Raw genomic sequence first — 22,689 nt, 5'->3', positions numbered from 1 at the left:
TCCGGTCTGTCCCAATCGCGCTCCGGGCGGGCGCCCGAGTTCACTCCCATTCTCGACCAAACGTCGGCGGCTGTCTGCTGGACCGTTGACGAATAGAACAAACTATGAACATCAATAACATATCTCCCCCGGTCCAGCCGAGCACGCGATGGCCAAAGCCTCCTCTTCCTTCGTCTGTCAGAACTGCGGCGCGGCGTTCAATCGCTGGCAGGGCAAATGCGAGGCGTGCGGCGAGTGGAATACGCTGGTCGAGGAAGCCGGCGACAACGCAGTGCCAGTGTCGATCCGCGCCAAGCGGCGCGGCCGGACGTTCCGGCTGGAATCGCTGGCAGGCAAGAGTAACGACGCCCCTCGCCTGCCCTCCGGCATGGCCGAACTCGACCGCGTCACCGGCGGCGGTTTCGTGCGCGGCTCGGTGCTGCTGGTCGGCGGCGATCCCGGTATCGGCAAGTCGACGCTGCTGACCCAGGCGACCAGCCTGATGGCCAAGGCCGGACACCGCACCGTGTACATCTCCGGCGAAGAAGCGATCGCGCAGGTGCGGCTGCGCGCCGAACGACTCGGCCTCGCCTCCGCGCCGGTCGAACTCGCCGCCGAGACTTCGGTCGAAGACATCGTCGCAACCCTCTCGGAGGGCACGACGCCGAAACTGATCGTGATCGACTCGATTCAGACGATGTGGACCGACACCGTCGAGTCCGCGCCCGGTACGGTGACGCAGGTGCGCGCCTCGGCGCAGGCGCTGATCCGCTTCGCCAAGAAAACCGGTGCGGCGATCATCCTGGTCGGCCACGTCACCAAGGACGGCCAGATCGCCGGCCCACGCGTCGTCGAGCATATGGTCGACGCGGTGCTGTCGTTCGAAGGCGAAGGCTCGCAGCAGTTCCGCATCCTGCGCTCGGTGAAGAACCGCTTCGGCCCGACCGACGAGATCGGCGTGTTCGAAATGACCGGCTTGGGCCTGCGGGAAGTCAGCAACCCGTCGGAGCTGTTTCTGTCCGAGCGCGACCTCGGCTCGCCGGGCACGGCGGTGTTTGCCGGCATCGAAGGCACCCGCCCGGTGCTGGTCGAGTTGCAGGCACTGGTGGCGCCGTCGACGCTCGGTACCCCGCGCCGCGCAGTTGTGGGGTGGGATTCAGCGCGGCTGTCGATGGTGCTCGCGGTGCTGGAGGCGCATTGCGGCGTCAAGCTGTCTGGCTACGACGTCTACTTCAACGTTGCCGGCGGCCTGCGCATCAACGAACCCGCCGCCGACCTCGCCGCAGCCGCCGCGCTGGTGTCGTCGCTGGCGAACGCGCCGCTGCCGACCGATGCGGTGTATTTCGGCGAGATCTCACTGTCGGGCGCAGTGCGGCCGGTGGCGCAGACCCCGGCACGGCTGAAGGAAGCCGCCAAGCTCGGCTTTGCCCGCGCCGTTCTGCCCGAACAAACCCGGGGCGATTCCCCGGCCGATGCCGGTCTGGCGCTGCAGTCCGTCGGCGGCCTCTCCAGTCTGGTTGCTGACATCGCGGCGCGCGGCACGCGGCGCGGTGACGACGACGGTTCGCCGCGGACGAAAGCTGCCTCAAATGCCACACCGGCGCGATTCCGGCGCCAGGAGGGATGAAGCGGCGTGACGTTTGCAAGACGCGCCGCTATACAACGCGCGCGCAAGCTGAACGTATCCGGCCACCAAGCCTTAACCCAGCGGAACATTGCTGTGACGAGGCGGACCGGAACAGTTTTCTGACCTTGCGCCGCGTGCCATACCACCGTCACCTGTGCCGATACCGTGCACGCCGATTCGCCGTTGTGCTGACCGAGCGGACCTGACCTGCCGATGCCGATTACCATCCTCGATCTCGTTGTTCTCGCGGTGATGTTGGTGTCGGGCCTATTGGCGATGGTGCGCGGCTTCATGCGCGAAGTGCTGTCGATCGCGGCCTGGGGCGCCGCCGCCCTGGTGACGCTGTACGCGTTCCAGAAGCTGATGCCGATGGCGCGGACCTATTTCTCGTCCGAGACGGTCGCCGCCGTGGTGGTGATCGCCGGCGTGTTCCTCGGCACCCTGATCATCGTGTCGATCATCACGGTGCGGATCTCGGACATGATCCTGGATTCGCGCATCGGCGCGCTCGACCGCACCCTCGGCTTCCTGTTCGGTCTGGCCCGCGGCCTTTTGATCGTGGTGGTGGCGTATCTGTTCTTCAACTGGCTGGTGCCGGACAAGCAGCGCCCCGAATGGGTCACCAACGCCAAGTCGCGCACCGTTCTGCAGGGAACCGGCGATTGGCTGATGACGCTCTTGCCGGACGACCCTGAAAATACCATCTTGAAGCGGTTCAAGAAGAACAAGCCGGAGGACGAGCAGCAGCAGACCGACGATTCGGCTGCTCCCGGCACCAGTGACGGCTACAGCAAACCCGCCCGTGACGGCCTGAAAAAGCTGATAGAGGGCAAACCGGCCACGCGTTGAGCGTGTCCCACATGAAAGGGGCGATGGACGCGATGCCCAGCTCTTCCGACGACGCCGCAACGCCCTCTTCGGACGCTCGCGACCAACATATCCTCGACGAGACCGTTTTCGATACCGACGGTGACACGCTGCGCGAAGAGTGCGGCGTGTTCGGCATTTTCGGGCACCCCGATGCCGCCGCGATCACCGCGCTCGGCCTGCACGCGCTGCAGCACCGCGGTCAGGAAGCCGCCGGCATCGTGTCGTTCGACAACGGCCGGTTTCATTCCGAGCGTCGCCTCGGCCTGGTCGGTGACACCTTCTCCCGCGCCGACGTGATCGCGCGGCTGCCGGGCAATTCGGCGATCGGCCACGTTCGCTATTCGACGACCGGCGAGACCATCCTGCGCAACGTCCAGCCGCTGTTCGCCGAGCTCAACGCTGGCGGCTTCGCGGTCGGCCACAACGGCAATCTCACCAACGGCCTCACCCTGCGCCGTGAGCTGATCCGCAGCGGCGCGATCATGCAGTCGACCACCGATACCGAGGTGATCCTGCATCTGGTCGCGCACTCCAAGAAGACCCGCTTCATCGAGCGCTTCATCGAGTCGCTGCGCGCGCTGGAAGGCGCCTATTCGCTGGTGTCGCTGACCAACAAGAAGCTGGTCGGCGCCCGCGATCCGCTCGGCATCCGCCCGCTGGTGCTCGGCGAACTCGACGGCTGCCCGATCCTGGCGTCGGAGACCTGTGCGCTCGACATCATCGGCGCGCATTACGTCCGCGACGTCGAGCCCGGCGAAGTCGTTGTGTTCGATCGTCACGGCGTGACCAGCCACAAGCCGTTCCCGCCGCAGCCGCCCCGCCCCTGCATCTTCGAGTACATCTATTTCGCCCGGCCGGATTCGATGGTCGGTGGCCGTTCGGTGTACGATGTCCGCAAGGCGTTCGGCGCCCAGCTCGCGCTCGAGAGCCACGTCGAATCCGACGTGGTGGTGCCAGTGCCGGATTCCGGCGTGCCGGCAGCGATCGGCTATTCGCGGCAGTCCGGCGTGCCGTTCGAGCTCGGCATCATCCGCAACCACTATGTCGGCCGCACCTTCATCCAGCCGACCCAGAGCGTGCGCGAACTCGGCGTGCGGATGAAGCATTCGGCCAACCGCGCCGCGATCGAAGGCAAGCGGATCGTGCTGATCGACGACTCTCTCGTCCGCGGCACCACGTCGAAGAAGATCGTGAAGATGATGCGCGATGCCGGCGCCCGCGAGGTGCACTTCCGCATCGCCTCGCCGCCGATCACCCACCCGGACTACTACGGCATCGACACCCCGGATCGCGCCGGCCTGCTGGCCGCAACGCATTCGCTCGAAGAGATGCGCGACCTGATCGGCGCCGACACCCTGGCGTTCCTGTCGGTCGACGGCATCTATCGCGCGATGGGTGAACCGGGCCGCGATCCGGCGTTGCCGAAGTTCACTGACCACTGCTTTACCGGCGACTACCCGACCGGCCTCACCGACCACAATCAGACTGAGTCGGCGCCGCGGCAGCTCTCATTGCTCGCCGAAGCAAGCTGACCCGGCGATCGGTTTCACACCGTCATCGACTCTGTCGATGACGGTGCCTTCGATACCTCTTTTAGAGGATGGATACTCGGGTCCGGTCCGCGTATGACAGTACGCGATATATCTTATGCCGGACCTGTCATGACCCAACCTCTCGCTTCCCGCATTGCTCTCGTCACCGGCGCCTCGCGCGGCATCGGCTACGCCACCGCCAAGGCGCTCGCCAAGGCCGGCGCGCACGTCATCGCCGTTGCCCGCACCCAGGGCGGCCTCGAGGAGCTCGACGACGAGGTGCGCAAGGACGGCGGTCATCCGCTGACGCTGGTCCCGCTTGATCTCACCGACTATCAGGCGATCGGCCGCCTCGGCGGCACGATCTACGAACGCCATGGCAAGCTCGACGTTCTGGTCGGCAACGCCGGCATCGGCGGCCCGTCGTCGCCGCTCGGCCATATCGAGCTGAAGCCGTGGCTCGATGTCATCGGCATCAACCTGAATGTGAACTTCCAACTCGTTCGCTGCATGGAGCCGCTGCTGCGCGCCTCCGATGCCGGCCGTGCCGTGTTCCTGACCTCGCTCGCCGGCGGCAAGGCACCGGGCTATCGCGGTCCCTATGCGGCATCGAAGGCCGCCCTGGAAACGCTGGTTCAGGTTTGGGCCAAGGAAGTCGTGAATACGACGGCTATCCGCATCAACCTGTTCGATCCCGGTCCGACCCGCACCAAGCTGCGCGCCAGCGTGATGCCGGGAGAAGACCCGGAAACTCTGCCGACGCCGGATCAGGCAGCGGAACTGTTGCTGCCGCTGTGCCTGCCCTCCTTTACCGAAACCGGCAAGCTGTTCGACGGCCCGTCTCGCACCCTGAAAGACCCCCAGGCCGATTGACTTCGGCCCGGCAGCGCGATTGACTGACTGCAAGCGGGGAAACATCCGCGGTCAATCAGCTATCCATACAAAGGGGGAAGTGATGAGAGGAGTGTTCTCGCACGCCATCGCTGCTGCGTTGGTGAGTGCGGCGTTGATCCTGCCGGCGTCGGCCCAGTCCGGCGACAAGACCGCCAAGATCGGCGTACTTAACGACATGTCGAGCCTGTACGCCGACATCGGCGGCCCGAACTCAGTGGTCGCCGCGAAGATGGCGATCGCCGATTCCGGGCTCGAAGCGAAGGGCTGGAAGATCGAACTGGTCTCCGGCGATCACCAGAACAAACCGGACGTCGGCGTCAACCTGGCGCGGCAGTGGATCGACGTCGACAAGGTCGACCTGATCACCGACACGCCGAATTCGGGCGTCGCGCTCGCGATCAGCAATCTGGTCAAAGAGAAGAACAGCATCCTGATGAACTCGGGCGGCGCCAGCGCCGACCTGACCGGCAAGGCGTGCAACGCCAACACCATCTCGATGACCTACGACACTTATATGCTGGCGCACGGCACGGGTCAGGCGCTGACCAAGGCCGGCGGTGATACCTGGTTCTTCCTCACCGCCGACTACGCGTTCGGCGCCGCGCTCGAGCGCGACACCACCGCGGTCGTCAAGGCCAATGGCGGCAAGGTGGTCGGCAGCGTCAAGCATCCGCTGAACACCCCGGACTTCTCGTCGTTCCTGCTGCAAGCGCAGGCGTCGAAGGCCAAGGTGATCGGCCTCGCCAATGCCGGCGGCGACACCACCAACTCGATCAAGCAGGCCGCGGAGTTCGGAATCACCGCGGGCGGTCAAAAGCTCGCCGCGCTGCTGCTGTTCATCAACGACGTGCACTCGCTCGGGCTGAAGACGGCGCAAGGCCTGACCTTCACCGAGTCCTACTATTGGGACCTCAACGACAACACCCGTGCGTTCGCGGACCGCTTCCAGAAGCAGGCCAAGAACAACGCCAAACCGTCGATGACCCAGGCCGGCGTGTATGCCGCGGTGCTGCACTATCTGAAGACGCTGGAAGCGATGGGCGGCAATCCGCATGACGGCGCCAAGGTCGTCGCCAAGATGAAAGAAATCCCGGCGGACGATCTGCCGTTCGGCAAATCGGTGATCCGCGCCGACGGCCGCCGCATGGTGCCGGCGTTCCTGTTCGAAGTGAAATCGCCGGCCGAGTCCAAGGGCCCGTGGGACTACTACAAGAAAGTCGCCGACATCTCCGCCGAAGACGCTGCGCGTCCGCTGGCGGACAGCGAGTGCCCGCTGGTGAAGAAATAGCTGCGTGCACCCGACCGCCCGATGATCCGCGATGGCCGGGGCAATCCCCCGGCCATCGTGTTTCTGGAGCGGCTCGTGCAGCGCCTGGGATCAGGCCACCTGCCGCGATCCGCTCAACGGCATCATCATCTCGCGCAACGCCTCCCCTCCGGTTTCGACAAATCCCAACCGAAGATAAAGCCTTCTGGCCCGATCGTTGGACGGCTGAACCGACAACGTCAGCCGCCGCAGCCCCATCTTTCCCGCAGCGCGCACCAGGCCGCCGATCACCTCGCGGCCAATGCCACGCCCCTGAGCGGATGGTAGCAGCGCAATATCGACGAGCCGGAGCCCATCATAAGTTCGCGACCGTTCTGGCGACCTCCCGGACGGAGCGTCTCGATCTTGCGGCCCAGCGTCGGTGGCCTCGAGCACGGTCACAACGCGGCCGACCGCGGCGCCTCGCTCCGTAACCACGAAATACTCTGCTTCGGGAAAACTTTGCCGGTAACCGGTCCGCTGCGCCTCAAACTGCTGATCCAGCAGGACGGCGAGCAATCGACCTTGCACCCCCATCTGCACGAATTGCTCACGCAACACCGCGTCGGAAAGGCGACGGCAGAACGCATCGTCAGCGGCCACCTGCGGGGCGATCCTCAGCCCCTGCGCATCGAGCCGGAAATATGCAGCGATGCCACTCACAGAGGCTTCCGCCCTCTTCGATCGCCCACCCGATTGACGCGCATCATTGACGTCTCCCCAGATCGCTACAATGCACTAATCATTCGACGTTCGATGAAACCGCAGAACCTGCGAAACACGAATGCACTTGTATGACCTGTGATTTGCAAGCCACCGACATCACTTTGAACGCGACCGAGGCAACAGATGTATCTGATGAAGCCGGAAGATTTCGAACCTTGGATTGGGCGCGCCGTTCGCGTCGCGACCATCCCCGAGCCAGTGGAACTCACGCTGGTCAGGCTGCAGCGCAAGCCGGTATTCGTCGGCGCCGAGCGTGAGCCATTCAGCCTGTTCTTCGAGTCCCCGGATGATGTGTACCTACTCGATGGCGCCTATGAATTCGATTGCGGCCGGGGCGGCCCCTACACGATCCTGATCTCTCAGTTGCAACCAAATAACGGCCGCCGCCATTATCAGGCTGTTTTCAGCTGAGCAGCCACGCCTCCGCGGCGGCGGGCTCGCGTCACCTTGCGACGCGAGCCCGCTCATGGGGCGTCTCACCCGCGCGTGGGATAAATTCCCGACAAGCAGATATTGCTGCGCAGTGCGAGGTAGGGCGGCAGAATGTCAAACGGCACATTACCACCGGTATTCCCGATCTGCACAGTACCGCCGGTAATCCCACCGCCGCCGCTCACCCCGCCAAGATTGACAGGCGTGCCCGCGGTCCCCGCCGGCGCGTAGATTTTCGGCTGAGAGGCGCCGCCAGGAGCCGTGTTGGCCAGTTGCGATCCGGCGGCCGGCGTGCCCGTCAGCGAACCGGCAGCCACGCCGCTCAAGGCCTGGACGGTCGTCGGCGTACCGCCACCGCCGCCGCTCGGTATGAACGTTGCCGTGTGCGAATGCGCCGGTAGATTGGCGTTCGTGAGCGAGACCCGTTCCACCCCGGCTTGCTCACCCCAGGTATAGTTACTGAGACCTGGCCCCTGCCCCGCGCCAATGATCACACGCGACTGCAGGTTCGGGAGTTGAAAAGTCGTCCGCCCGTCACCACCGAAAGTTCCGCCGATCAACGCGAACAAGGCCTGGTTTTGATTGACGTTAAACATCTGCCCGGCCGCCACGGCCCAATCGACCGGCGCGAAATTGAAACTGACCTGCATGATTTGACCGATATACGCTTCAGCCATCTGCTCTATCCTCGCCACATCAATGATCGGGTGCGAAAAAGCGAACACCCGCATCTGGTTTATCCAAAGAGATAACGGCTCTGACGCAATGCGGTGCGCCGCAAATTCGACGACCCACCAACACACTCTTCACTCAACAATTACTCACAAGAATGTTTCAAACGGCATTCCGACACCGCTGACGACAATTCATCAATTGATGAATGCGGAACACGCGCTACTAACTGTTACATTCTTGCATCGACGACCGCAATTTATCTAGCTGATTATTTGTTCTTCTTGATACCACCGCCACCGAATGAGAACGTCCGAGTCGTTTTAAGGTCGGGCCTCGTCTGCGGTTGGACCGCTGTTATTTTCAGAGGCTCCGATAAGTTCCGAAAGCGGCCAAAAATATGCATTTCGCCCAGCGCTTAGCATCGCTCTGTCTCTCTGCTTCGCAATTGCGATTGTTGGCTAAGATTCAACCGGTAAGTACACACCTCGGTAGAGCAAAGCATGATCGGCGCCGCACTGGCGACAGCGCTCCCGCAACAACCGCCGCCACCACAATACCGTTCATCCGGCGAAGGAGCCGCCACCTAGCTGTCGCGGCATTTGCCTGCATCGTTGCGGCATCGACACCGACGCTGAGTTGGGCGGCATCGGCAGGCTGCGACGCGGTCAATGGCGGCGCGCTGAACTACAGCGTCACGTTCTCGTCGCCTGATAGTCCCGACGATGGAAATGGGTTCAAAAATACCTTCGTCACAGGCTTCGCCGCGGGCGACATCATCAACTATTCTGTCACGATTAATCCGACTGCCGGCGCCATCCAGGCGGGTTTCGTTGCCGACTTCAGCTTCGGAATTCCGACCGGCTTCAACAACAACACGGGCGGAGGATTCACGTCGACGGTCACAAATCAACACTATCAATTGACCTCGACCGACGTCAGCAACATCGACTCGACTTCGGGCCTCTACGCCGAGGCTTACAACGGGAATTTCCAGGGCTTTACCGGCAGCGTTTCGCTTTCGGCGACCTGCACTCCGGCAGGCACGCCGAGCGTCACTTCCGTGGCGCCGACCTCGGGTCCGCTCGGCGGCGGCACGTCGGTGACTATCACCGGCACGAACTTTACCGGTGCCACGTCGGTGAGCTTCGGCGGAACGTCCGTGCCGAGCAGCAGCTTTAGCAGCAGCTCGGCGACACAGATCGTCGTGCCGTCACCCGCAGGCAGCGCCGGAACCGTGCACGTCACCGTCACGAACGCGATCGGCACGTCTCCGACCAGTTCCAGTGACCAATTCACCTATGTGGCAGCGCCGACGATCAGTTCGATCTCGCCGAATTCAGGCCCGGCTGCTGGCGGAACCTCGGTCACGATCACGGGCACCAACCTGAGCGGCGTCACCAGTGTCACGGTCGGCGGCGCAGCCGCAACGCTCGGCACCAATACGTCGACCTCGATCGTGATCACGACTCCGGCGGGCACCGCCGGCGCCCGCGATGTCGTGGTGACGACGGCTGGCGGTTCGGCGACCTCCGTCGGCGGCTTCACCTATCTGCCGTCCCCGACGATCAGCACAATTACGCCGAACTCGGGCCCGGCCACCGGCGGCACCTCCGTGACCATCACCGGCACCAACCTGTCGGGTGTCACGTCGGTGACCGTTGGCGGCGCCGCCGCGACACTCGGCACCAATACCTCAACCTCGATCGTGATCACCACGCCGGCCGGAACAGCCGGCGCCCGCGACGTGGTCGTGACCACCTCGGGTGGCTCGGCGACATCGACCGGCGGATTCACCTACGTTGCAGCCCCTACCATCAGTTCGATCTCGCCAAACTCGGGCTCGACCGGCGGTGGTACGTCGGTAACCATCACAGGTACCAACCTGTCCGGCGTCACCTCGGTCACGGTCGGCGGTGCGTCGGCGACGCTCGGCACCAACACCTCCACCTCGATCGCCATCACGACACCAGCCGGCAGTGCCGGCGCGCAGGACGTCGTGGTGACGACAGCCGGTGGCTCGGCGACATCGACCGGCGGATTCACCTACACCTTGTCGCCCTCGATCAGCACGATCACACCGAATTCCGGCCCGACCGCGGGAGGAACCTCAGTGACCATCACCGGCACCAATCTGTCCGGCGTCACAAGCGTGACAGTTGGCGGCGCCTCTGCGACCCTGGGCACCAACACCTCAACCTCGATCGCGATTACCACGCCCGCCGGAACAGCCGGTGCCCGCGACGTGGTCGTGACCACCGCAGGCGGCTCTGCGACATCAACCGGCGGCTTCACCTACGCAGCGCCACCGACCATCAGCACGATCTCGCCGAGTTCCGGATCCACTGGAGGCGGCACATCGGTCACGATCAGCGGAACAAATTTGGCAGGCGTCACCTCTGTCACGGTCGGCGGCGCAGCCGCAACGCTCGGTACCAACACTGCGACCTCGATCGTGATCACGACGCCGGCAGGAACAGCCGGCGCCCGCGACGTGGTCGTGACCACCGCGGGTGGCACGGCGACATCGACCGGCGGCTTCACCTACGTGACGTCTCCGACAATCAGTACGATCACGCCGAATTCAGGCCCGGCAACCGGCGGCACGTCGGTCACCATCACCGGCACCAACCTGTCGGGTGTCACGTCGGTGACCATCGGCGGCGCCGCCGCGACACTCGGCACCAATACAGCAACCTCGATCGTGATCACCACGCCGGCGGGGACGGCCGGCGCGCGCGACGTCGTGGTCACCACCGCGAGCGGATCCGCCACGTCGACCGGCGGCTTCACCTATACGGTGACCGTGACGGTGACGGCGATTACGCCCGCTGTGGGCCCGACCAGTGGCGGTATGTCCGTCACCATCAGCGGCACGAATTTCACCGGCGCGACGGCGGTGACGATCGGTGGCGCCGCCGCGACAGGTGTAACGGTCGTGAATGCCACCACGATCACAGCGACCACGCCGGCCCATGCGGCGGGCAGCGTCGACGTCGTGGTCACGACGCCCGGCGGCACCGGCACCGGGACGGGTCTCTATAGCTACGTCTCGGGTCCCACCGTGACGTCGATCAGTCCGGCCAGTGGCCCGAGCGCTGGCGGCACCTCGGTCACAATCACCGGCAGCAATCTAACCGGCGCGACGGCGGTGAGCTTCGGCGGCGCGGCGGCCACAGCGTTCAGCGTAACCAGCGCCACCACGATCACAGCAACGACGCCGACGCATGGCGCGGGCGCAGTGGACGTCACCGTGACGACGCCCAGCGGCAGCAGTACCGGAGCTGGCCTCTTCAGCTACATCGTATCCACCACCACCACCACACTCGCCTCCTCTCGAAATCCGAGCGAGGCGAACCAGGCGGTGAGCTTCACCGCAACAGTGACGGCGAGCGGTGCAACGCCGAGCGGCACCGTGACTTTCACCGATGGCGGTGTTGCGATCGGATCGGTTGCGTTGTCCGGTGGGACCGCGACGTTCACCACCAGCAGCCTGACGGTCGGCACCCACACCATCGTCGCCGCGTTCGCCGCCAACGCCAGCTTCGGCGCCAGCACCTCGTCGCCACTCCTGCAAGCCGTCAATACGCCCCAGGACAGTCTGAAGCTGCGCGCGATGCAGATCATCGCGAGCAAGACGGTCGCACAGACCTCCGGTGCCGCCATTTCGAGTGCGATCGATTCGGCGATTTCCGAAGGGTTCAACGATGGCGGAGAGCTGATCACGCCGTCCAGCACGGGTCTGCGCTTCAACTTTACCGACGACCTTTCGCAGAGCAGAGCCGGCAGTCGCGACATCGCCGCGGAGAGCCGCTGGCCGAGAGCTGGCGTGCGTGACGACGCGGCCGGCGGCCAGGCGATCGGATTCGGCGCTCCTGCAGGATTTGGACGCGGTCGATCGCGCTTCGACGACACATTTGCCGCGATGGGCAGTAGCGTCGGCCCCCCCGGTATCACCAAGGCCCCCGCGAAAATGCCGACCGAGCCGAGGGATTGGCTGATGTGGGCCGAAGTAAGAGGTGCCGGGATCGGCCAATGGAATTCGAGCAATACTGGCTCGGTCTTGACCGGCAATCAAGTCAATGCCCTGATCGGACTGACCAGGAAGCCGTCTCCCGACTTTCTGATCGGCATCGTCGGTGGCTACGAGACCTTCGATTACAAGTCTGGTGCACTGAACGGCAGGCTCAAAGGCGATGGCTGGACGATCGGCTCATATGCTGCGTGGCGATCCGCTGCGGGGTTGCGCTTCGATATTGCCGGCGCCTATTCCGGGATCGGCTACGACGGCTCGGCCGGTGCCGCCTTCGGCAGCTTCGATGGACAGCGCTGGATGTTGTCCGGAGGCATCACAGGCAGCACCGAAGCGTTCGGAATTGCGATCGAGCCCTCGGCGAAGATCTACGCACTGTGGGAGCGCCAGAACGCCTATGCGGATTCGCTCGGCACACAGCAGGCGCAGCGCGAATTCTTCACCGGCAGAGCATCGGCAGGCCTCAAGCTGAGCTACCCCTGGCTTTACAGCGCGTCGCTGACGCTTGCGCCCTACATGGGCGCCTTTGCTGACTACTATTTCCTCGGCGACAACGCCGAGACGGTCACGCTGGCCGGCGGAACGCCGCTGGCCTCGGTGCCGCTGCTCGATGGGTGGTCTGCTCGCGTGTCCGGAGGCGTCGCTGCACGGCTTGGGAACGGCGCGTCAGTCGCGGTCGGCGCTGAACTCGGAGGTCTCGGTGGCACCGTCCAGATCTGGACATTCCGGGGTCGGGCGTCGGTGCCGTTCTGAGCAAAGTCCCCCTGGCAAAATGCGAACGGAGCGGAAAAATGGCCTATGGCTGAGGTCGCTCGGCCTTGTCTCCGGCCAACACCACGATCACCACCGACACGATCAGCAGCGCGCCGGCGAGCAGGAACGGCGCGCCCGGCAAATGCAACGGCGCTCCGGCATCGATGAAATAAGCGAAGATCATCGTGAACAGGAATGGTCCGATCAACTCGGCGACGCTCTTCACGCTTGTGGTCGCGCCCTGTAGCTGCCCCTGCTGCGCCGGCGACACCAACCGCGTCATCATGCCCGAAGTGGCCGGCCCGGCAATGCCCCACATCGTCATCACCGGAATGCCGATCCAAAACAGCGAGCCGCTCGGCGCCAGCGCGTAGATCGCAAAACCAAGCGCACCACCGCCGTAACCGAGCACTTGCGCGCGCCGCTCGCCCAGCCGCTTCACCGCGGGGCCGACCAGGAAACCCTGCACGATCGTGGTGCAGACGCCGACGAAGGCCAACGCCAGTCCAATCGTGGTTTGGTCCCAACCGTAGCGGTAGCCGGTGTACAGAACGAACGTCGCCGGCAACGCGACGTGCGCCAGCTCGGCGCAGAATTCGACCACCGCCAACGCCGCCAGCGTCGCGTTCGAGGCGAGCAGGCGCACGGCCCCGATCGGATTGGCGGACTTCCAGCGGAACGGCGAGCGCCGGTCGCGCGGCAACGATTCCGGCAGGACGAACAGACCATAGAGCGCGTTAGCTAGGCTCAATCCTGCCGCCACCCAGAACGGCAACCGCGGATCGACACCACCGAGCAGTCCGCCGATCGCAGGACCGAAAGTGAAGCCGAGTCCGAACGCCGCACCGACCATGCCGAACACAGCGGCCCGCTTCTCGGCAGGCGTGACGTCGGCGATATAGGCGAACGAGGTCGAGATGCTCGCCGAGGTGATGCCCGAGATCACCCGGCCGACGAACAGCCACCACAGCGACGGCGCCAGCGCCATCAGGATGTAATCGAGGCCGAGGCCGAGGTTCGACAGCAGGATCACCGGTCGCCGCCCGAACCGATCCGACAGGCCGCCCAGGATCGGCGATGCGAACAACTGCATCAGAGCCCAAGCCGTGCCGAACGCGCCGTAGACCCGCGCGGCATCGGCGGTGTTGTTGTCGGAGAAGCTTTCGATCAGCTTCGGCAGGATCGGCAGGATCATGCCGACACTCAGCATGTCGAGCGCGATGGTGATGAAGATGAAGCCGACGGCGGCGCGGCGCGGGCCGGGAGCGAGCGGCTCCGACAGCGGCCGGTTCGGAACGTCGGCGGTGGTCATGACTTCCGCTTGCGCTTGTGCGCGAACGGGTTCGCCTTCTCGCGCAGGGTGATGCGGACCGGCGTGCCGGGCAGTTCGAACGCGCCGCGCAGGCTGTTGACCAGGTAGCGCAGATACGATTCAGGCACTGCGTCGGCACGCGAACAGAACACCACGAAGCTCGGCGGTCGCGCCTTGGTCTGGGTCACGTAGTTCAGCTTCAGGCGGCGGCCCGAGACCGCCGGCGGCGGGTTCTGCGAAATCGCCTGCTCGAACCAGCGGTTCAGCGCCGCGGTCGGCACACGCCTGTTCCAGACCGCATAGGCATCCTGGATCGCCTGCATCAGACGGTCGACGCCCTCGCCCAGCATGCCGGAGGTCGCGACGATCGGCACGCCCTTGATCTGCGGCAGCCAGTGGTCGGCGTCGGCCCGAAGCTGTGCGATCTGGCCGCCCTGTCGCTCGATCAGATCCCACTTATTGACCGCGATCACCAGCGCCCGCCCCTCGCGCTCGACGAGGTCGGCGATCCGCAGATCCTGCTCTTCGAAGCGGTGCTGAGCATCCATCATCAGCACCACGACTTCGGCGAAGCGCACCGCGCGCAGCGCGTCGGCAACCGAAAGTTTCTCCAGCTTCTCTTCGATGCGCGACCGGCGCCGCAGCCCGGCGGTATCGAACACGCGGAAGTCGCGTCCCTTCCATTCCACCTCGACGGCGATCGAGTCCCGCGTGGTTCCTGCTTCCGGGCTGGTCAGCAAGCGCTCTTCGCCGAGCAGGCGGTTGATGAAGGTCGACTTGCCGGCATTGGGACGGCCAACGATGGCGACCCGGATCGGCCGCGTCGCGATCGCCTCCTCGCTGTCGTCGATCGGCTCCTCGTCTTCCTCGTCGTCCGGCTCGGGCATCAACGGGCGCAGCGCATCGTAGAGCTCGCCCATGCCCTCGCCGTGCTCGGCGGAGATCTGCACCGGGTCACCAAGGCCGAGCGCATACGACTCCATCGCGCCGATCTCGCCGTGCTTGCCCTCACTCTTGTTGGCGACCAGCACCACCGGCTTGTTGGCGCGGCGGGCGAAGTCGGCGAAGGCGCGATCGTTCGGGGTCAGGCCGGCGCGGGCGTCGAACACGAACAGCAGCGCATCCGCCAGTTCGATCGCCGTTTCGGTCTGCTCCTGCATTCGGGCTGTGAGCGAGCCCTTCGGCCCCTCGTCGAGACCGGCAGTGTCGATCAGCGTGAAGTTGAGATCGCCGAGCCGGCCTTCGCCTTCACGGCGGTCACGGGTGACGCCGGGCGCATCGTCGACCAGCGCCAGCTTTTGGCCGACGAGGCGATTGAACAGGGTCGATTTACCGACATTAGGCCGGCCGATGATTGCGAGGATGAAAGACATGGCTGATCCGTCGCCGAGAAGCGGCGGCCTGTCAATGTCGCTCGGGTCCGACCTTCGAGGCCGAAGCCTCAATCAGCGCTGAAAACTGCCGCTCGGCAACGGCGCCGGGAAGGAAGGAGCCGTTCCGGAGGATTGCGACGGAGCCGACGCCGGGGCGGACGACTGATCGTCGGCCGGCGGGGCGGTGACGCGGCGGCGCGACTGTTTGGCCGGCTTCGGCGCCGGCGGCACGGCGGCGGCGCCGCCCTCTTCCTCGGCGGCCGGCTCAGCGGCGGGCTCAGCCGCCGGTGCGGCCGGGCGGCGCGCCGCTGATTTATGCCGGCTCTTGGAGCGAGCGGCAGGCTTCGGCTTTTCTTCGACCGGCGCAGGAGCGGCTTCGGCGGCGGCCTGCTGGCGCTGCTGCTGCTCGACCTCGTCCTTGTACAGGCTCTTCGGCACGCCCTGCTCGAGGCCCGGCACGCCTTCCGGAAACACCGGCTTTCGTTCGCCGGCGAGCTTCTTCTTCTGATCCAGGAAATCGAACATGTCGGTCGGATCGAAGCTGCTCATGCTGCCGCAACCGGCCAAGGCACTGGACAGCGCGACCAGCACGGCGAGTGGAATCAGGCGGTGCGACAGGCGCATGGATCAATCTCTCACAGAGTTCAGTGTCGCGGTCGCTCGAACAAGGTCAGCTTTTGGCGGCGGTGGGCGGCAGCAGCGCTTGCAGCACATCGGCCCGGCTGCGCAGACTACCCGGCGTTTCGGCATCGGCATTGATCTTGTCGATCCACTGCCGGGTCGCCGTCACGTTCTTGGCCCGCCACGCGGACAGCGCCAGCAGTTCGCGTGCAGTATGCCGGAACGCGCCATCGCCCGATGCGACCGGCTCGAGCCGCTGCACCAGATCGTTGTAGCTTGCCGTCTCCAGCACCAGGCCCGCGGACCGGATGCTGGCAAGATCGCGGAACGGCGCAGCGAGGCTGCGGTCTGCTGAGATCTCGTCGTAACGCTTTCCCGCAGCTTGCGGATCGCGCGCGGCAATCTCCGCGGCTGCACGCAGCCGCGCCAGGGTGCGGTAGCCCGCAGGAGCCGACGCGGCGATCTTGTCGAACGCGGCTTCCGCCTCGGCATGCTTGTTCTGCTCGGCAAGGTCTGCAGCGGCAGCAAAGGCCGCGCCGGCTTCGGCCGCCTTTTTGGACTCGTAATATTCATAGCCGCGCCAGGTGCCGACCCCGACGACGATCAGGACGGCCGCGCCGACGATAAAGATCGAGTACTTGTCCCACAGCTTCCTGAGCCGTTCGCGACGCAGCTCTTCGTCGACTTCATTAAATAATTCAGACACTTGGAGATTTTTCCTGTCCCGACAGCACAGCATCCCAGCGGTTGCTGCAGCTCGCCCGTCCCTCGCCGTCGCGCGGGCGATACCCTAGCGTTATGGCGCTGGCAAGGCAAAGCGAGACGGATCAAGGGGATACCTTGAACCGTGCGCACGCCTTGGCTTGCCGCCTCACGCCTTCGACTTCATCCCGTAAACATGCTCCGGCCCTGGGAAGGCACGGGACCGCACCTCCTCGGCGTAGCCCTTGATGGCCTCTTCGATTCCCGGCCCGAGATTGCCGTAGCGCTTGACGAATTTCGGCGCCCGCGGCGACAAGCCGAGCATATCTTCGAGCACCAACACCTGACCATCGCAGGCCGCGCTGGCGCCGATGCCGATGGTCGGGATCGCAATCGACTCGGTAATCTTGCGGCCGAGCGGCTCGGCGACAGCTTCGACCACGACCGAGAACGCTCCGGCGTCGGCGACCGCCTTTGCGTCGGCCTCGATCGGCGCCCAGCTTCCCTCCTCGCGGCCCTGCGCGCGGAACGAGCCCAGCGTGTTGATCGACTGCGGCGTCAGGCCAATGTGGCCCATCACCGGAATGCCGCGCTCGGTGAGGAACGCGATGGTCTCCGCCATCCGCACGCCGCCCTCGAGCTTCACGGCGCCGCAGTGCGTCTCCTTGAGGATGCGCGCGGCCGAATGAAACGCCTGCTCTTTCGAAGCTTCATAGGAGCCGAACGGCATATCGACCACGACCAGCGCATGCTGGGAGCCGCGCATCACCGCGTGGCCCTGCAGGATCATCATGTCGAGCGTCACCGGCAACGTGGTCTCAAAGCCATGCATGACGTTGCCGAGCGAGTCGCCGACCAGAATGGCGTCGCAATAGCGATCGACCAGCGAGGCAGTGTGAGCGTGATACGAGGTCAGCATCACGATCGGGTCGCCGCCCTTGCGCGCGCGGATGTCCGGAGCAGTCTTCCGCCGGATCGTCGATTGAACAGACATGATTAGGCTCCGAACACGGACACGCCGATGACGTAGGGATGGAACACGAAGGCCAGCGCGAGATACAGCAACACGCCGGCAACAATGGCGATGACGTCGTTCTTGACGCCACCGACCGGGATCAGCGGGCCGCCTGCGTCGCTGCGCCGCTTCAGCGAGATGCGGTCGTACACCGCCCATGCGAGCAGCGAGCCGAACAGGATGATCGAGCCGAGATCGCCATTGGCGATCAAATGGCCGACCGCCCACAGCTTCACCGCGGTGATCATCGGGTGCTTGACCGCGGCATAGATGCGGCCGCGCGAATAGGCCGCCGCCAACAGGATCGCCATCGGCAGCATCAAGAGCGCGGTCAGATGCCGTGTCCAATGCGGTGGATACCAGACGTCGATCCAGCCATGAGCGCGATAGGACCCGAACCCGTAGGCGATCAGAAGCAGGCCGCCGATAGCCAGCACCGCATAGGCGATCTTATAGACCGCCTCGCCGCCGATCCCGATCAGGCGGCTGCGCAGGTCGCGCCGCGTCGTCACGACATGGGTGCCGATGAACAGCACCAGGCCGATGATCATCACCGCAAGTCCCATCGCATCACTCCTGTCTCGGCCGGTGCATGCGGCTATTTGCGCACCTGCCAATTCCCCCTATGGTCCGCGCCATCGGATGGCCGACCGCAGCACGGCGCCGCACGGGCGAAATCCGGGTATCATTCTTTACGGGACCGATGCAAATGCTTGGACACCTCCTCCGCCGGGCGCTGCCATCGACACTCGCGATGTTCGGTATCGCAGCCGTTGCGATCAGCAGCGCCAGCGCAGCACAGCCTGCTGCATGGCCGCCGAAGTTGGTGCGGATCGTGGTGCCGTTCGGCGCAGGGTCGACACCGGACATCGTCGGCCGCGTGCTCGCCGACCGTCTGCAGGCGCGCCATCCCGCCACCAGCTTCGTGATCGAGAACAAGCCGGGCGCGGCCGGCAATATCGGCACCGACACCGTCGCCAAGGCGACTCCGGACGGCGCAACGCTCGGCATCTCGATCCCGGGCCCGCTGGTGATCAACAAGATGGTGTTCGCCAAGCTGCCCTATGATCCAGAGCACGACATCACCCCGGTGACGATGCTGACCCGGATGCCGAGCGTACTTGTCGTTCCGACGAGCCTGGGGACTGCGAGCGTGGCCGAGTTCGTCGCGAAAGTGAAGGCCGACCCACGAGGGCTGGCTTACGCTTCGATCGGGGCTGGCTCGCTGTCTCAGCTCTGCATGGAAGCGATCGCGCAGAAGGCGGGCGGCAGCATGGTGCACATCCCCTACGCCGGTTCGCCGAACGCGGTGACCGCCCTGATCCGCGGTGATGTACAGGCCGGGTGCTTACCGGCGATCTCGGTCGCGCCGCAGCTTGCTGCGGGAAAGCTGAAGATCCTCGCCGTGACGACGCCGCAGCGCTCGCCGTTCCTGCCCGACGTCCCGACGCTGAAGGAGAGCGGCATCGAGGTGGAATCGGACGCCTGGAATGCGCTGATCGCGCCGCGCGGAACCTCGCCCGAGCTGGTCGCCGAGATCAATCGAGAGTTCACCGACGCTCTCGCCGATCCCGCAGTGATCGCGAAGCTGAAGACCCAGATGATCTTGGCCGAACCATCGACACCCGAGGCGCTACGCCAGAAGATTGCCGATGAAAAGCGAACATGGGCCGAAGTGATCAAGGCCGCCGGCATCGAGATCCGATGACGCAGGCGCGGTCGTCGCCGCGCCCAACCGAAACGCCAGGATCAGTGCGACGACATCCAGGCGCGGGCTTCGCGCTGTGCGATCGCGATCTCGTCCGCCGACATCAGCTCGGCGAGCTCGCGGCGATAGGCGATCGCGTCGGCCCGCCCCTTCAGCGCAGCGAGATTGAACCATTTGTGCGCCGCCACCAGGTCAACCGGTGAGCCACGCCCCGACGCGAACAACAGGCCGAGATCGAACAGCGCATCGGGGTTCTCCCCGGCCTCGATCGGCATCGCATTTTCGATATTCAGATGTCCCTGTAGCATCTTCGTTCTCCGTGTCCGCAGCCGAACCCGAGGGCGGCTCCTGTCCTCTGTCTGTCGTCCCCTGCCGCCGTGTCCCGGCGTGTTATGGGGCAATGATGACCGATCAACTTTGAAGAGCAGTTTAAGCGTTGCGCTGAACGATTTCTGAACGTGCCGCCGGAGACGAACGACGCCGGTGCGAGAAGTGGTTGCGCTGAAATGGTTTTTTGGATTCGTAGAGAGACGGTTTACCGTCCGCCTTGGCGAACCGATAACCATCGCCGCAACCGCGGTGGAAAGCCGGCGCGACGGACAGCATCGCCGCTGCGATGGCTGCGGTCTGACCGCCACTCGGAAGATGAGGAAATGGAACAAGGAAGCCGGACCGTTCCGGCGAAGGGCGAGCGCCCTTCCAAACAACGAGGGCGTCGGCGAACACGTCAGGCTCAGATCTCATGCGCGGCTGAGCGCCCATGACATTGCGGACTTCGCGTCCGCACCGTTCGAAGAAAAACCGTTTCTTCTACCGGGCCGTTTGCCGCCGGGTTACCCCTGTGGCTGTCGGATCCGGCCGTCTGACCTGATGTCTCGCCGACACCCTCTCGTCGACTAGGTCCTGGTTCGTGTCGCGGTGCGAGGAACCAGTCCTGTGACGCTGCCGGCAGTCGCCTGCCGACACTCGCTCAAAAGCGAGCTTACTTCTTCTTGGCGGCCTTCTTGGCGACCTTCTTGGTGGTCTTCTTCGCGGTCTTCTTCACCGCGCTCTTCGCGGCCTTCGCCTTCTTCGGCGCCGCTTTCTTCGTCGCCGCCTTCTTCACTGCTTTCTTGGCCATGTTGCCCTCCGATCAAGTCAGATCGCTCGATTGCTGCTGCGTGCACTCGGGAATCGAGATGCACTAATTCCCGAATACACCAACGCTTTAAAAAAGACAGTGTCCCGCTTAAGGAAGAGTTGATGGGAGTTGTCCCTGGCGCACAGGCGGTCTAGGCGAACGAAGCGCCGAGGGATCGACCGCGCGAACCAAGTTATGCGCGAAAAACCTGCGCCCCTATTTGTCAAGATCGCAAGAAATGCCTGCGACACAGCGATTTCATAAACTCACAAATCGAGACAACTAACTACTTCGTCAAAGCGTGGGAAGCGCCGAGTCGATCGGGCGACGCCCGCCGCTGAGCCTGAGTCGTAATGTTTGGCAATGAAAAAATTTTCGCGCGCGCGCCTGTGCAGAAGCGCTCGATCGCTCCGGCACAGGGGTTTCCTGCACGCGAGGATGCGGCTGATTCGCGAACGCGAGCGCTGTCGCGACAGGACGCGGCGGCGGCGCGGCAGTTCGCGCACGCCCCCGCGAGGTCGGCCTCAGAGGCCGAGCTTGCGCTTGAGCAGGTCGTTGACGGCCTGCGGATTGGCCTTGCCGCCCGATGATTTCATCACCTGTCCGACGAACCAGCCGAGCATCGCCGGCTTGGCGGCGACCTGCGCGACCTTGTCGGGATTGTTCGCGACGATCTCGTCGACGACTTTCTCGATCGCAGAGAGATCGGTGACCTGCTTCAAGCCGCGCTGCTCGACGAGCACGCGCGGATCACCGCCTTCGACCCAGACGATCTCGAACAGTTCCTTCGCGATCTTGCCCGAGATGGTGCCCTCGCCGATCAGATCGACGATGGCAGCGAGCTGTGCGGCGGAGACCGGCGATGCGCTGATGCTCAGGCCGTCCTTGTTGAGCCGGCCGAACAACTCGTTGATCACCCAGTTGGCGGCAAGCTTGCCGTCGCGCGCCTTGTCGGTGAGCCCGGCCAGCACCGCCTCGTAGAACTCGGCGCTCTCGCGCTCGCTCACCAACACCCCGGCATCGTCGGCCGACAGCCCGAAATCACCAATGAACCGGGCCTTCTTGGCATCGGGCAACTCGGGAAGCGCGGCCTTCAACTCGTCCACATAGGCCTGCGAGAACTCCAGCGGCAGCAGGTCCGGATCGGGGAAGTAGCGGTAGTCGTGCGCCTCTTCCTTCGACCGCATCGAGCGCGTCTCGCCTTTGTCTGCATCGAACAGCCGCGTCTCCTGGTCGATCTTGCCACCATCTTCGAGGATGCCGATCTGGCGGCGCGCCTCGTACTCGATCGCCTGGCCGATGAAACGGATGGAATTGATGTTCTTGATTTCGCAGCGGGTGCCGAACGGCTCCCCAGGGCGCCGCACCGAGACGTTGACGTCGGCACGCAGGCTGCCCTTTTCCATGTCGCCGTCGCAGGTGCCGAGAAAGCGCATGATGCTGCGCAGCTTGGCGACATAGGCCATGGCCTGTTCGGCGTCGCGGATGTCCGGCTTGGAGACGATCTCCATCAGGGCGATGCCGCAGCGGTTCAGGTCGATGAGGGACTGCGACGGCAACTTGTCGTGCAGCATTTTGGCCGGATCCTGTTCCAGGTGCAGCCGCTCGATGCCAACCGTGACCGAGCCGCCATCCGGCAGATCGACCACGACTTCGCCCTCGCCGACCACCGGCGACTGGTACTGGCTGATCTGGTAGCCCTGCGGCAGGTCCGGATAGAAATAGTTCTTGCGGTCGAACACCGAGCGCAAGTTGATCTTGGCGTTCAAACCCAGCCCGGTGCGGATCGCCTGCCGGACGCACTCCTCATTGATCACCGGCAACATGCCGGGCATCGCCGCGTCGACCAGCGAAACCTGCGTGTTCGGCGCGCCGCCGAACTGGGTCGCTGCGCCCGAGAACAGCTTGGCGTTTGAGGAGACCTGGGCGTGGATTTCGAGCCCGACCACGACTTCCCAATCGCCGGTGGCGCCCTTGATGAGCTGGGACGGTTTGACGGGTGCGTTCATGGGAG

General features: G+C 64.7%; 20 protein-coding genes. 8 read left to right on the top strand and 12 right to left on the bottom strand.

Features of this window, described 5'->3' with window-relative positions; genetic code table 11:
• The first annotated feature begins 148 nt into the window (after positions 1-148).
• The 5 genes from radA to DY468_RS02660 all read left to right on the top strand — a co-directional run bounded on the left by radA (position 149) and on the right by DY468_RS02660 (position 6,190).
• Complete coding sequence (gene radA, locus DY468_RS02680; RefSeq protein ID WP_164602133.1) at positions 149-1,606, top strand: DNA repair protein RadA; 1,458 nt, start codon at positions 149-151, stop codon at positions 1,604-1,606.
• A 213-nt stretch (positions 1,607-1,819) separates the two neighbouring features.
• Entirely contained in the window at positions 1,820-2,455 is a 636-nt protein-coding gene (locus DY468_RS02675) for a CvpA family protein (protein ID WP_164602131.1), read from the top strand.
• A gap of 23 nt (positions 2,456-2,478) precedes the next feature.
• The gene (gene purF / locus DY468_RS02670; RefSeq protein ID WP_164602129.1) at positions 2,479-4,008 is read left to right on the top strand and encodes an amidophosphoribosyltransferase; all 1,530 of its coding nucleotides are present in this window, start codon (positions 2,479-2,481) and stop codon (positions 4,006-4,008) included.
• 129 nt (positions 4,009-4,137) lie between these two features.
• The gene (locus DY468_RS02665) at positions 4,138-4,881 is read left to right on the top strand and encodes an SDR family NAD(P)-dependent oxidoreductase (protein ID WP_164602127.1); all 744 of its coding nucleotides are present in this window, start codon (positions 4,138-4,140) and stop codon (positions 4,879-4,881) included.
• An 82-nt stretch (positions 4,882-4,963) separates the two neighbouring features.
• Positions 4,964-6,190, top strand: a complete 1,227-nt coding sequence (locus DY468_RS02660; RefSeq protein WP_107356030.1) for an ABC transporter substrate-binding protein — start codon at positions 4,964-4,966, stop codon at positions 6,188-6,190.
• A 90-nt stretch (positions 6,191-6,280) separates the two neighbouring features.
• On the opposite strand, the gene DY468_RS02655 is transcribed toward DY468_RS02660, so the two are convergent.
• Complete coding sequence (locus DY468_RS02655; RefSeq protein WP_164602125.1) at positions 6,281-6,871, bottom strand: GNAT family N-acetyltransferase; 591 nt, start codon at positions 6,869-6,871, stop codon at positions 6,281-6,283.
• Between the two features lie 186 nt (positions 6,872-7,057).
• On the opposite strand from DY468_RS02655, the gene DY468_RS02650 reads away from it, so the two are divergent.
• Entirely contained in the window at positions 7,058-7,345 is a 288-nt protein-coding gene (locus DY468_RS02650; RefSeq protein WP_164602123.1) for a DUF6916 family protein, read from the top strand.
• Positions 7,346-7,410: 65 nt separating this feature from the next.
• On the opposite strand, the gene DY468_RS02645 is transcribed toward DY468_RS02650, so the two are convergent.
• On the bottom strand, positions 7,411-8,097 hold the full coding sequence (locus tag DY468_RS02645) for a phage tail protein (protein ID WP_246700861.1): 687 nt from the start codon (positions 8,095-8,097) through the stop codon (positions 7,411-7,413).
• A gap of 341 nt (positions 8,098-8,438) precedes the next feature.
• Here DY468_RS02645 and DY468_RS02640 point away from each other — a divergent pair, with 341 nt between their 5' ends.
• A complete protein-coding gene (locus DY468_RS02640; RefSeq protein WP_246700860.1) occupies positions 8,439-12,824 on the top strand; it encodes an IPT/TIG domain-containing protein in 4,386 nt (1,461 codons plus the stop codon).
• Positions 12,825-12,867: 43 nt separating this feature from the next.
• Here DY468_RS02640 and DY468_RS02635 read toward each other — a convergent pair whose 3' ends face one another.
• The 6 genes from DY468_RS02635 to DY468_RS02610 all read right to left on the bottom strand — a co-directional run bounded on the left by DY468_RS02635 (position 12,868) and on the right by DY468_RS02610 (position 18,413).
• Entirely contained in the window at positions 12,868-14,136 is a 1,269-nt protein-coding gene (locus DY468_RS02635; RefSeq protein ID WP_164602121.1) for a TCR/Tet family MFS transporter, read from the bottom strand.
• Complete coding sequence (der, locus tag DY468_RS02630) at positions 14,133-15,509, bottom strand: ribosome biogenesis GTPase Der (RefSeq protein WP_164602119.1); 1,377 nt, start codon at positions 15,507-15,509, stop codon at positions 14,133-14,135. The genes DY468_RS02635 and der overlap by 4 nt, the downstream gene beginning before the upstream one ends.
• A gap of 72 nt (positions 15,510-15,581) precedes the next feature.
• Positions 15,582-16,133 carry a hypothetical protein gene (locus DY468_RS02625; protein ID WP_164602117.1) on the bottom strand — a complete coding sequence of 184 codons (552 nt, stop codon included), beginning with the start codon at positions 16,131-16,133 and terminating at the stop codon, positions 15,582-15,584.
• A gap of 46 nt (positions 16,134-16,179) precedes the next feature.
• Positions 16,180-16,836 carry a tetratricopeptide repeat protein gene (locus tag DY468_RS02620; RefSeq protein ID WP_164602115.1) on the bottom strand — a complete coding sequence of 219 codons (657 nt, stop codon included), beginning with the start codon at positions 16,834-16,836 and terminating at the stop codon, positions 16,180-16,182.
• Positions 16,837-17,001: 165 nt separating this feature from the next.
• Positions 17,002-17,826: a 3-methyl-2-oxobutanoate hydroxymethyltransferase gene (gene panB / locus DY468_RS02615; RefSeq protein WP_164602113.1), complete on the bottom strand. Its 825-nt coding sequence runs from the start codon at positions 17,824-17,826 to the stop codon at positions 17,002-17,004.
• A gap of 2 nt (positions 17,827-17,828) precedes the next feature.
• Positions 17,829-18,413, bottom strand: coding sequence for an NnrU family protein (locus DY468_RS02610; protein ID WP_164602111.1), 585 nt, complete (start codon positions 18,411-18,413; stop codon positions 17,829-17,831).
• Positions 18,414-18,601: 188 nt separating this feature from the next.
• Here DY468_RS02610 and DY468_RS02605 point away from each other — a divergent pair, with 188 nt between their 5' ends.
• Positions 18,602-19,555, top strand: a complete 954-nt coding sequence (locus tag DY468_RS02605; protein ID WP_246700859.1) for a Bug family tripartite tricarboxylate transporter substrate binding protein — start codon at positions 18,602-18,604, stop codon at positions 19,553-19,555.
• Between the two features lie 41 nt (positions 19,556-19,596).
• Here the strand turns inward: DY468_RS02605 and DY468_RS02600 are convergent, their stop codons facing one another.
• The 4 genes from DY468_RS02600 to gatB form a co-directional block, all read right to left on the bottom strand.
• Entirely contained in the window at positions 19,597-19,863 is a 267-nt protein-coding gene (locus tag DY468_RS02600; protein ID WP_164602107.1) for an SEL1-like repeat protein, read from the bottom strand.
• A 121-nt stretch (positions 19,864-19,984) separates the two neighbouring features.
• Positions 19,985-20,281 (bottom strand): hypothetical protein, encoded by a 297-nt coding sequence (locus DY468_RS02595; RefSeq protein ID WP_164602105.1) that lies wholly within the window; start codon positions 20,279-20,281, stop codon positions 19,985-19,987.
• A gap of 256 nt (positions 20,282-20,537) precedes the next feature.
• Positions 20,538-20,675: a hypothetical protein gene (locus DY468_RS02590; RefSeq protein ID WP_013502043.1), complete on the bottom strand. Its 138-nt coding sequence runs from the start codon at positions 20,673-20,675 to the stop codon at positions 20,538-20,540.
• Between the two features lie 524 nt (positions 20,676-21,199).
• Positions 21,200-22,684 (bottom strand): Asp-tRNA(Asn)/Glu-tRNA(Gln) amidotransferase subunit GatB, encoded by a 1,485-nt coding sequence (gene gatB / locus DY468_RS02585; RefSeq protein ID WP_164602103.1) that lies wholly within the window; start codon positions 22,682-22,684, stop codon positions 21,200-21,202.
• Between the last annotated feature and the right edge of the window lie 5 nt (positions 22,685-22,689).

The sequence above is a fragment of the Rhodopseudomonas sp. BR0M22 genome (assembly GCF_010907035.1).
GTDB lineage: Bacteria > Pseudomonadota > Alphaproteobacteria > Rhizobiales > Xanthobacteraceae > Rhodopseudomonas.
This window is presented reverse-complemented; position numbering and strand designations above follow the sequence as displayed.

Coding starts and splice junctions, on each gene's coding strand:
- radA (WP_164602133.1), top strand. CDS start 149: ATGGCCAAAGCCTCCTCTTCCTTCGTCTGTCAGAACTGCGGCGCGGCG.
- DY468_RS02675 (WP_164602131.1), top strand. CDS start 1,820: ATGCCGATTACCATCCTCGATCTCGTTGTTCTCGCGGTGATGTTGGTG.
- purF (WP_164602129.1), top strand. CDS start 2,479: ATGGACGCGATGCCCAGCTCTTCCGACGACGCCGCAACGCCCTCTTCG.
- DY468_RS02665 (WP_164602127.1), top strand. CDS start 4,138: ATGACCCAACCTCTCGCTTCCCGCATTGCTCTCGTCACCGGCGCCTCG.
- DY468_RS02660 (WP_107356030.1), top strand. CDS start 4,964: ATGAGAGGAGTGTTCTCGCACGCCATCGCTGCTGCGTTGGTGAGTGCG.
- DY468_RS02650 (WP_164602123.1), top strand. CDS start 7,058: ATGTATCTGATGAAGCCGGAAGATTTCGAACCTTGGATTGGGCGCGCC.
- DY468_RS02645 (WP_246700861.1), bottom strand. CDS start 8,097: ATGCGGGTGTTCGCTTTTTCGCACCCGATCATTGATGTGGCGAGGATA.
- DY468_RS02640 (WP_246700860.1), top strand. CDS start 8,439: ATGCATTTCGCCCAGCGCTTAGCATCGCTCTGTCTCTCTGCTTCGCAA.
- DY468_RS02635 (WP_164602121.1), bottom strand. CDS start 14,136: ATGACCACCGCCGACGTTCCGAACCGGCCGCTGTCGGAGCCGCTCGCT.
- der (WP_164602119.1), bottom strand. CDS start 15,509: ATGTCTTTCATCCTCGCAATCATCGGCCGGCCTAATGTCGGTAAATCG.
- DY468_RS02625 (WP_164602117.1), bottom strand. CDS start 16,133: ATGCGCCTGTCGCACCGCCTGATTCCACTCGCCGTGCTGGTCGCGCTG.
- panB (WP_164602113.1), bottom strand. CDS start 17,826: ATGTCTGTTCAATCGACGATCCGGCGGAAGACTGCTCCGGACATCCGC.
- DY468_RS02610 (WP_164602111.1), bottom strand. CDS start 18,413: ATGGGACTTGCGGTGATGATCATCGGCCTGGTGCTGTTCATCGGCACC.
- DY468_RS02605 (WP_246700859.1), top strand. CDS start 18,602: ATGTTCGGTATCGCAGCCGTTGCGATCAGCAGCGCCAGCGCAGCACAG.
- DY468_RS02600 (WP_164602107.1), bottom strand. CDS start 19,863: ATGCTACAGGGACATCTGAATATCGAAAATGCGATGCCGATCGAGGCC.
- DY468_RS02590 (WP_013502043.1), bottom strand. CDS start 20,675: ATGGCCAAGAAAGCAGTGAAGAAGGCGGCGACGAAGAAAGCGGCGCCG.
- gatB (WP_164602103.1), bottom strand. CDS start 22,684: ATGAACGCACCCGTCAAACCGTCCCAGCTCATCAAGGGCGCCACCGGC.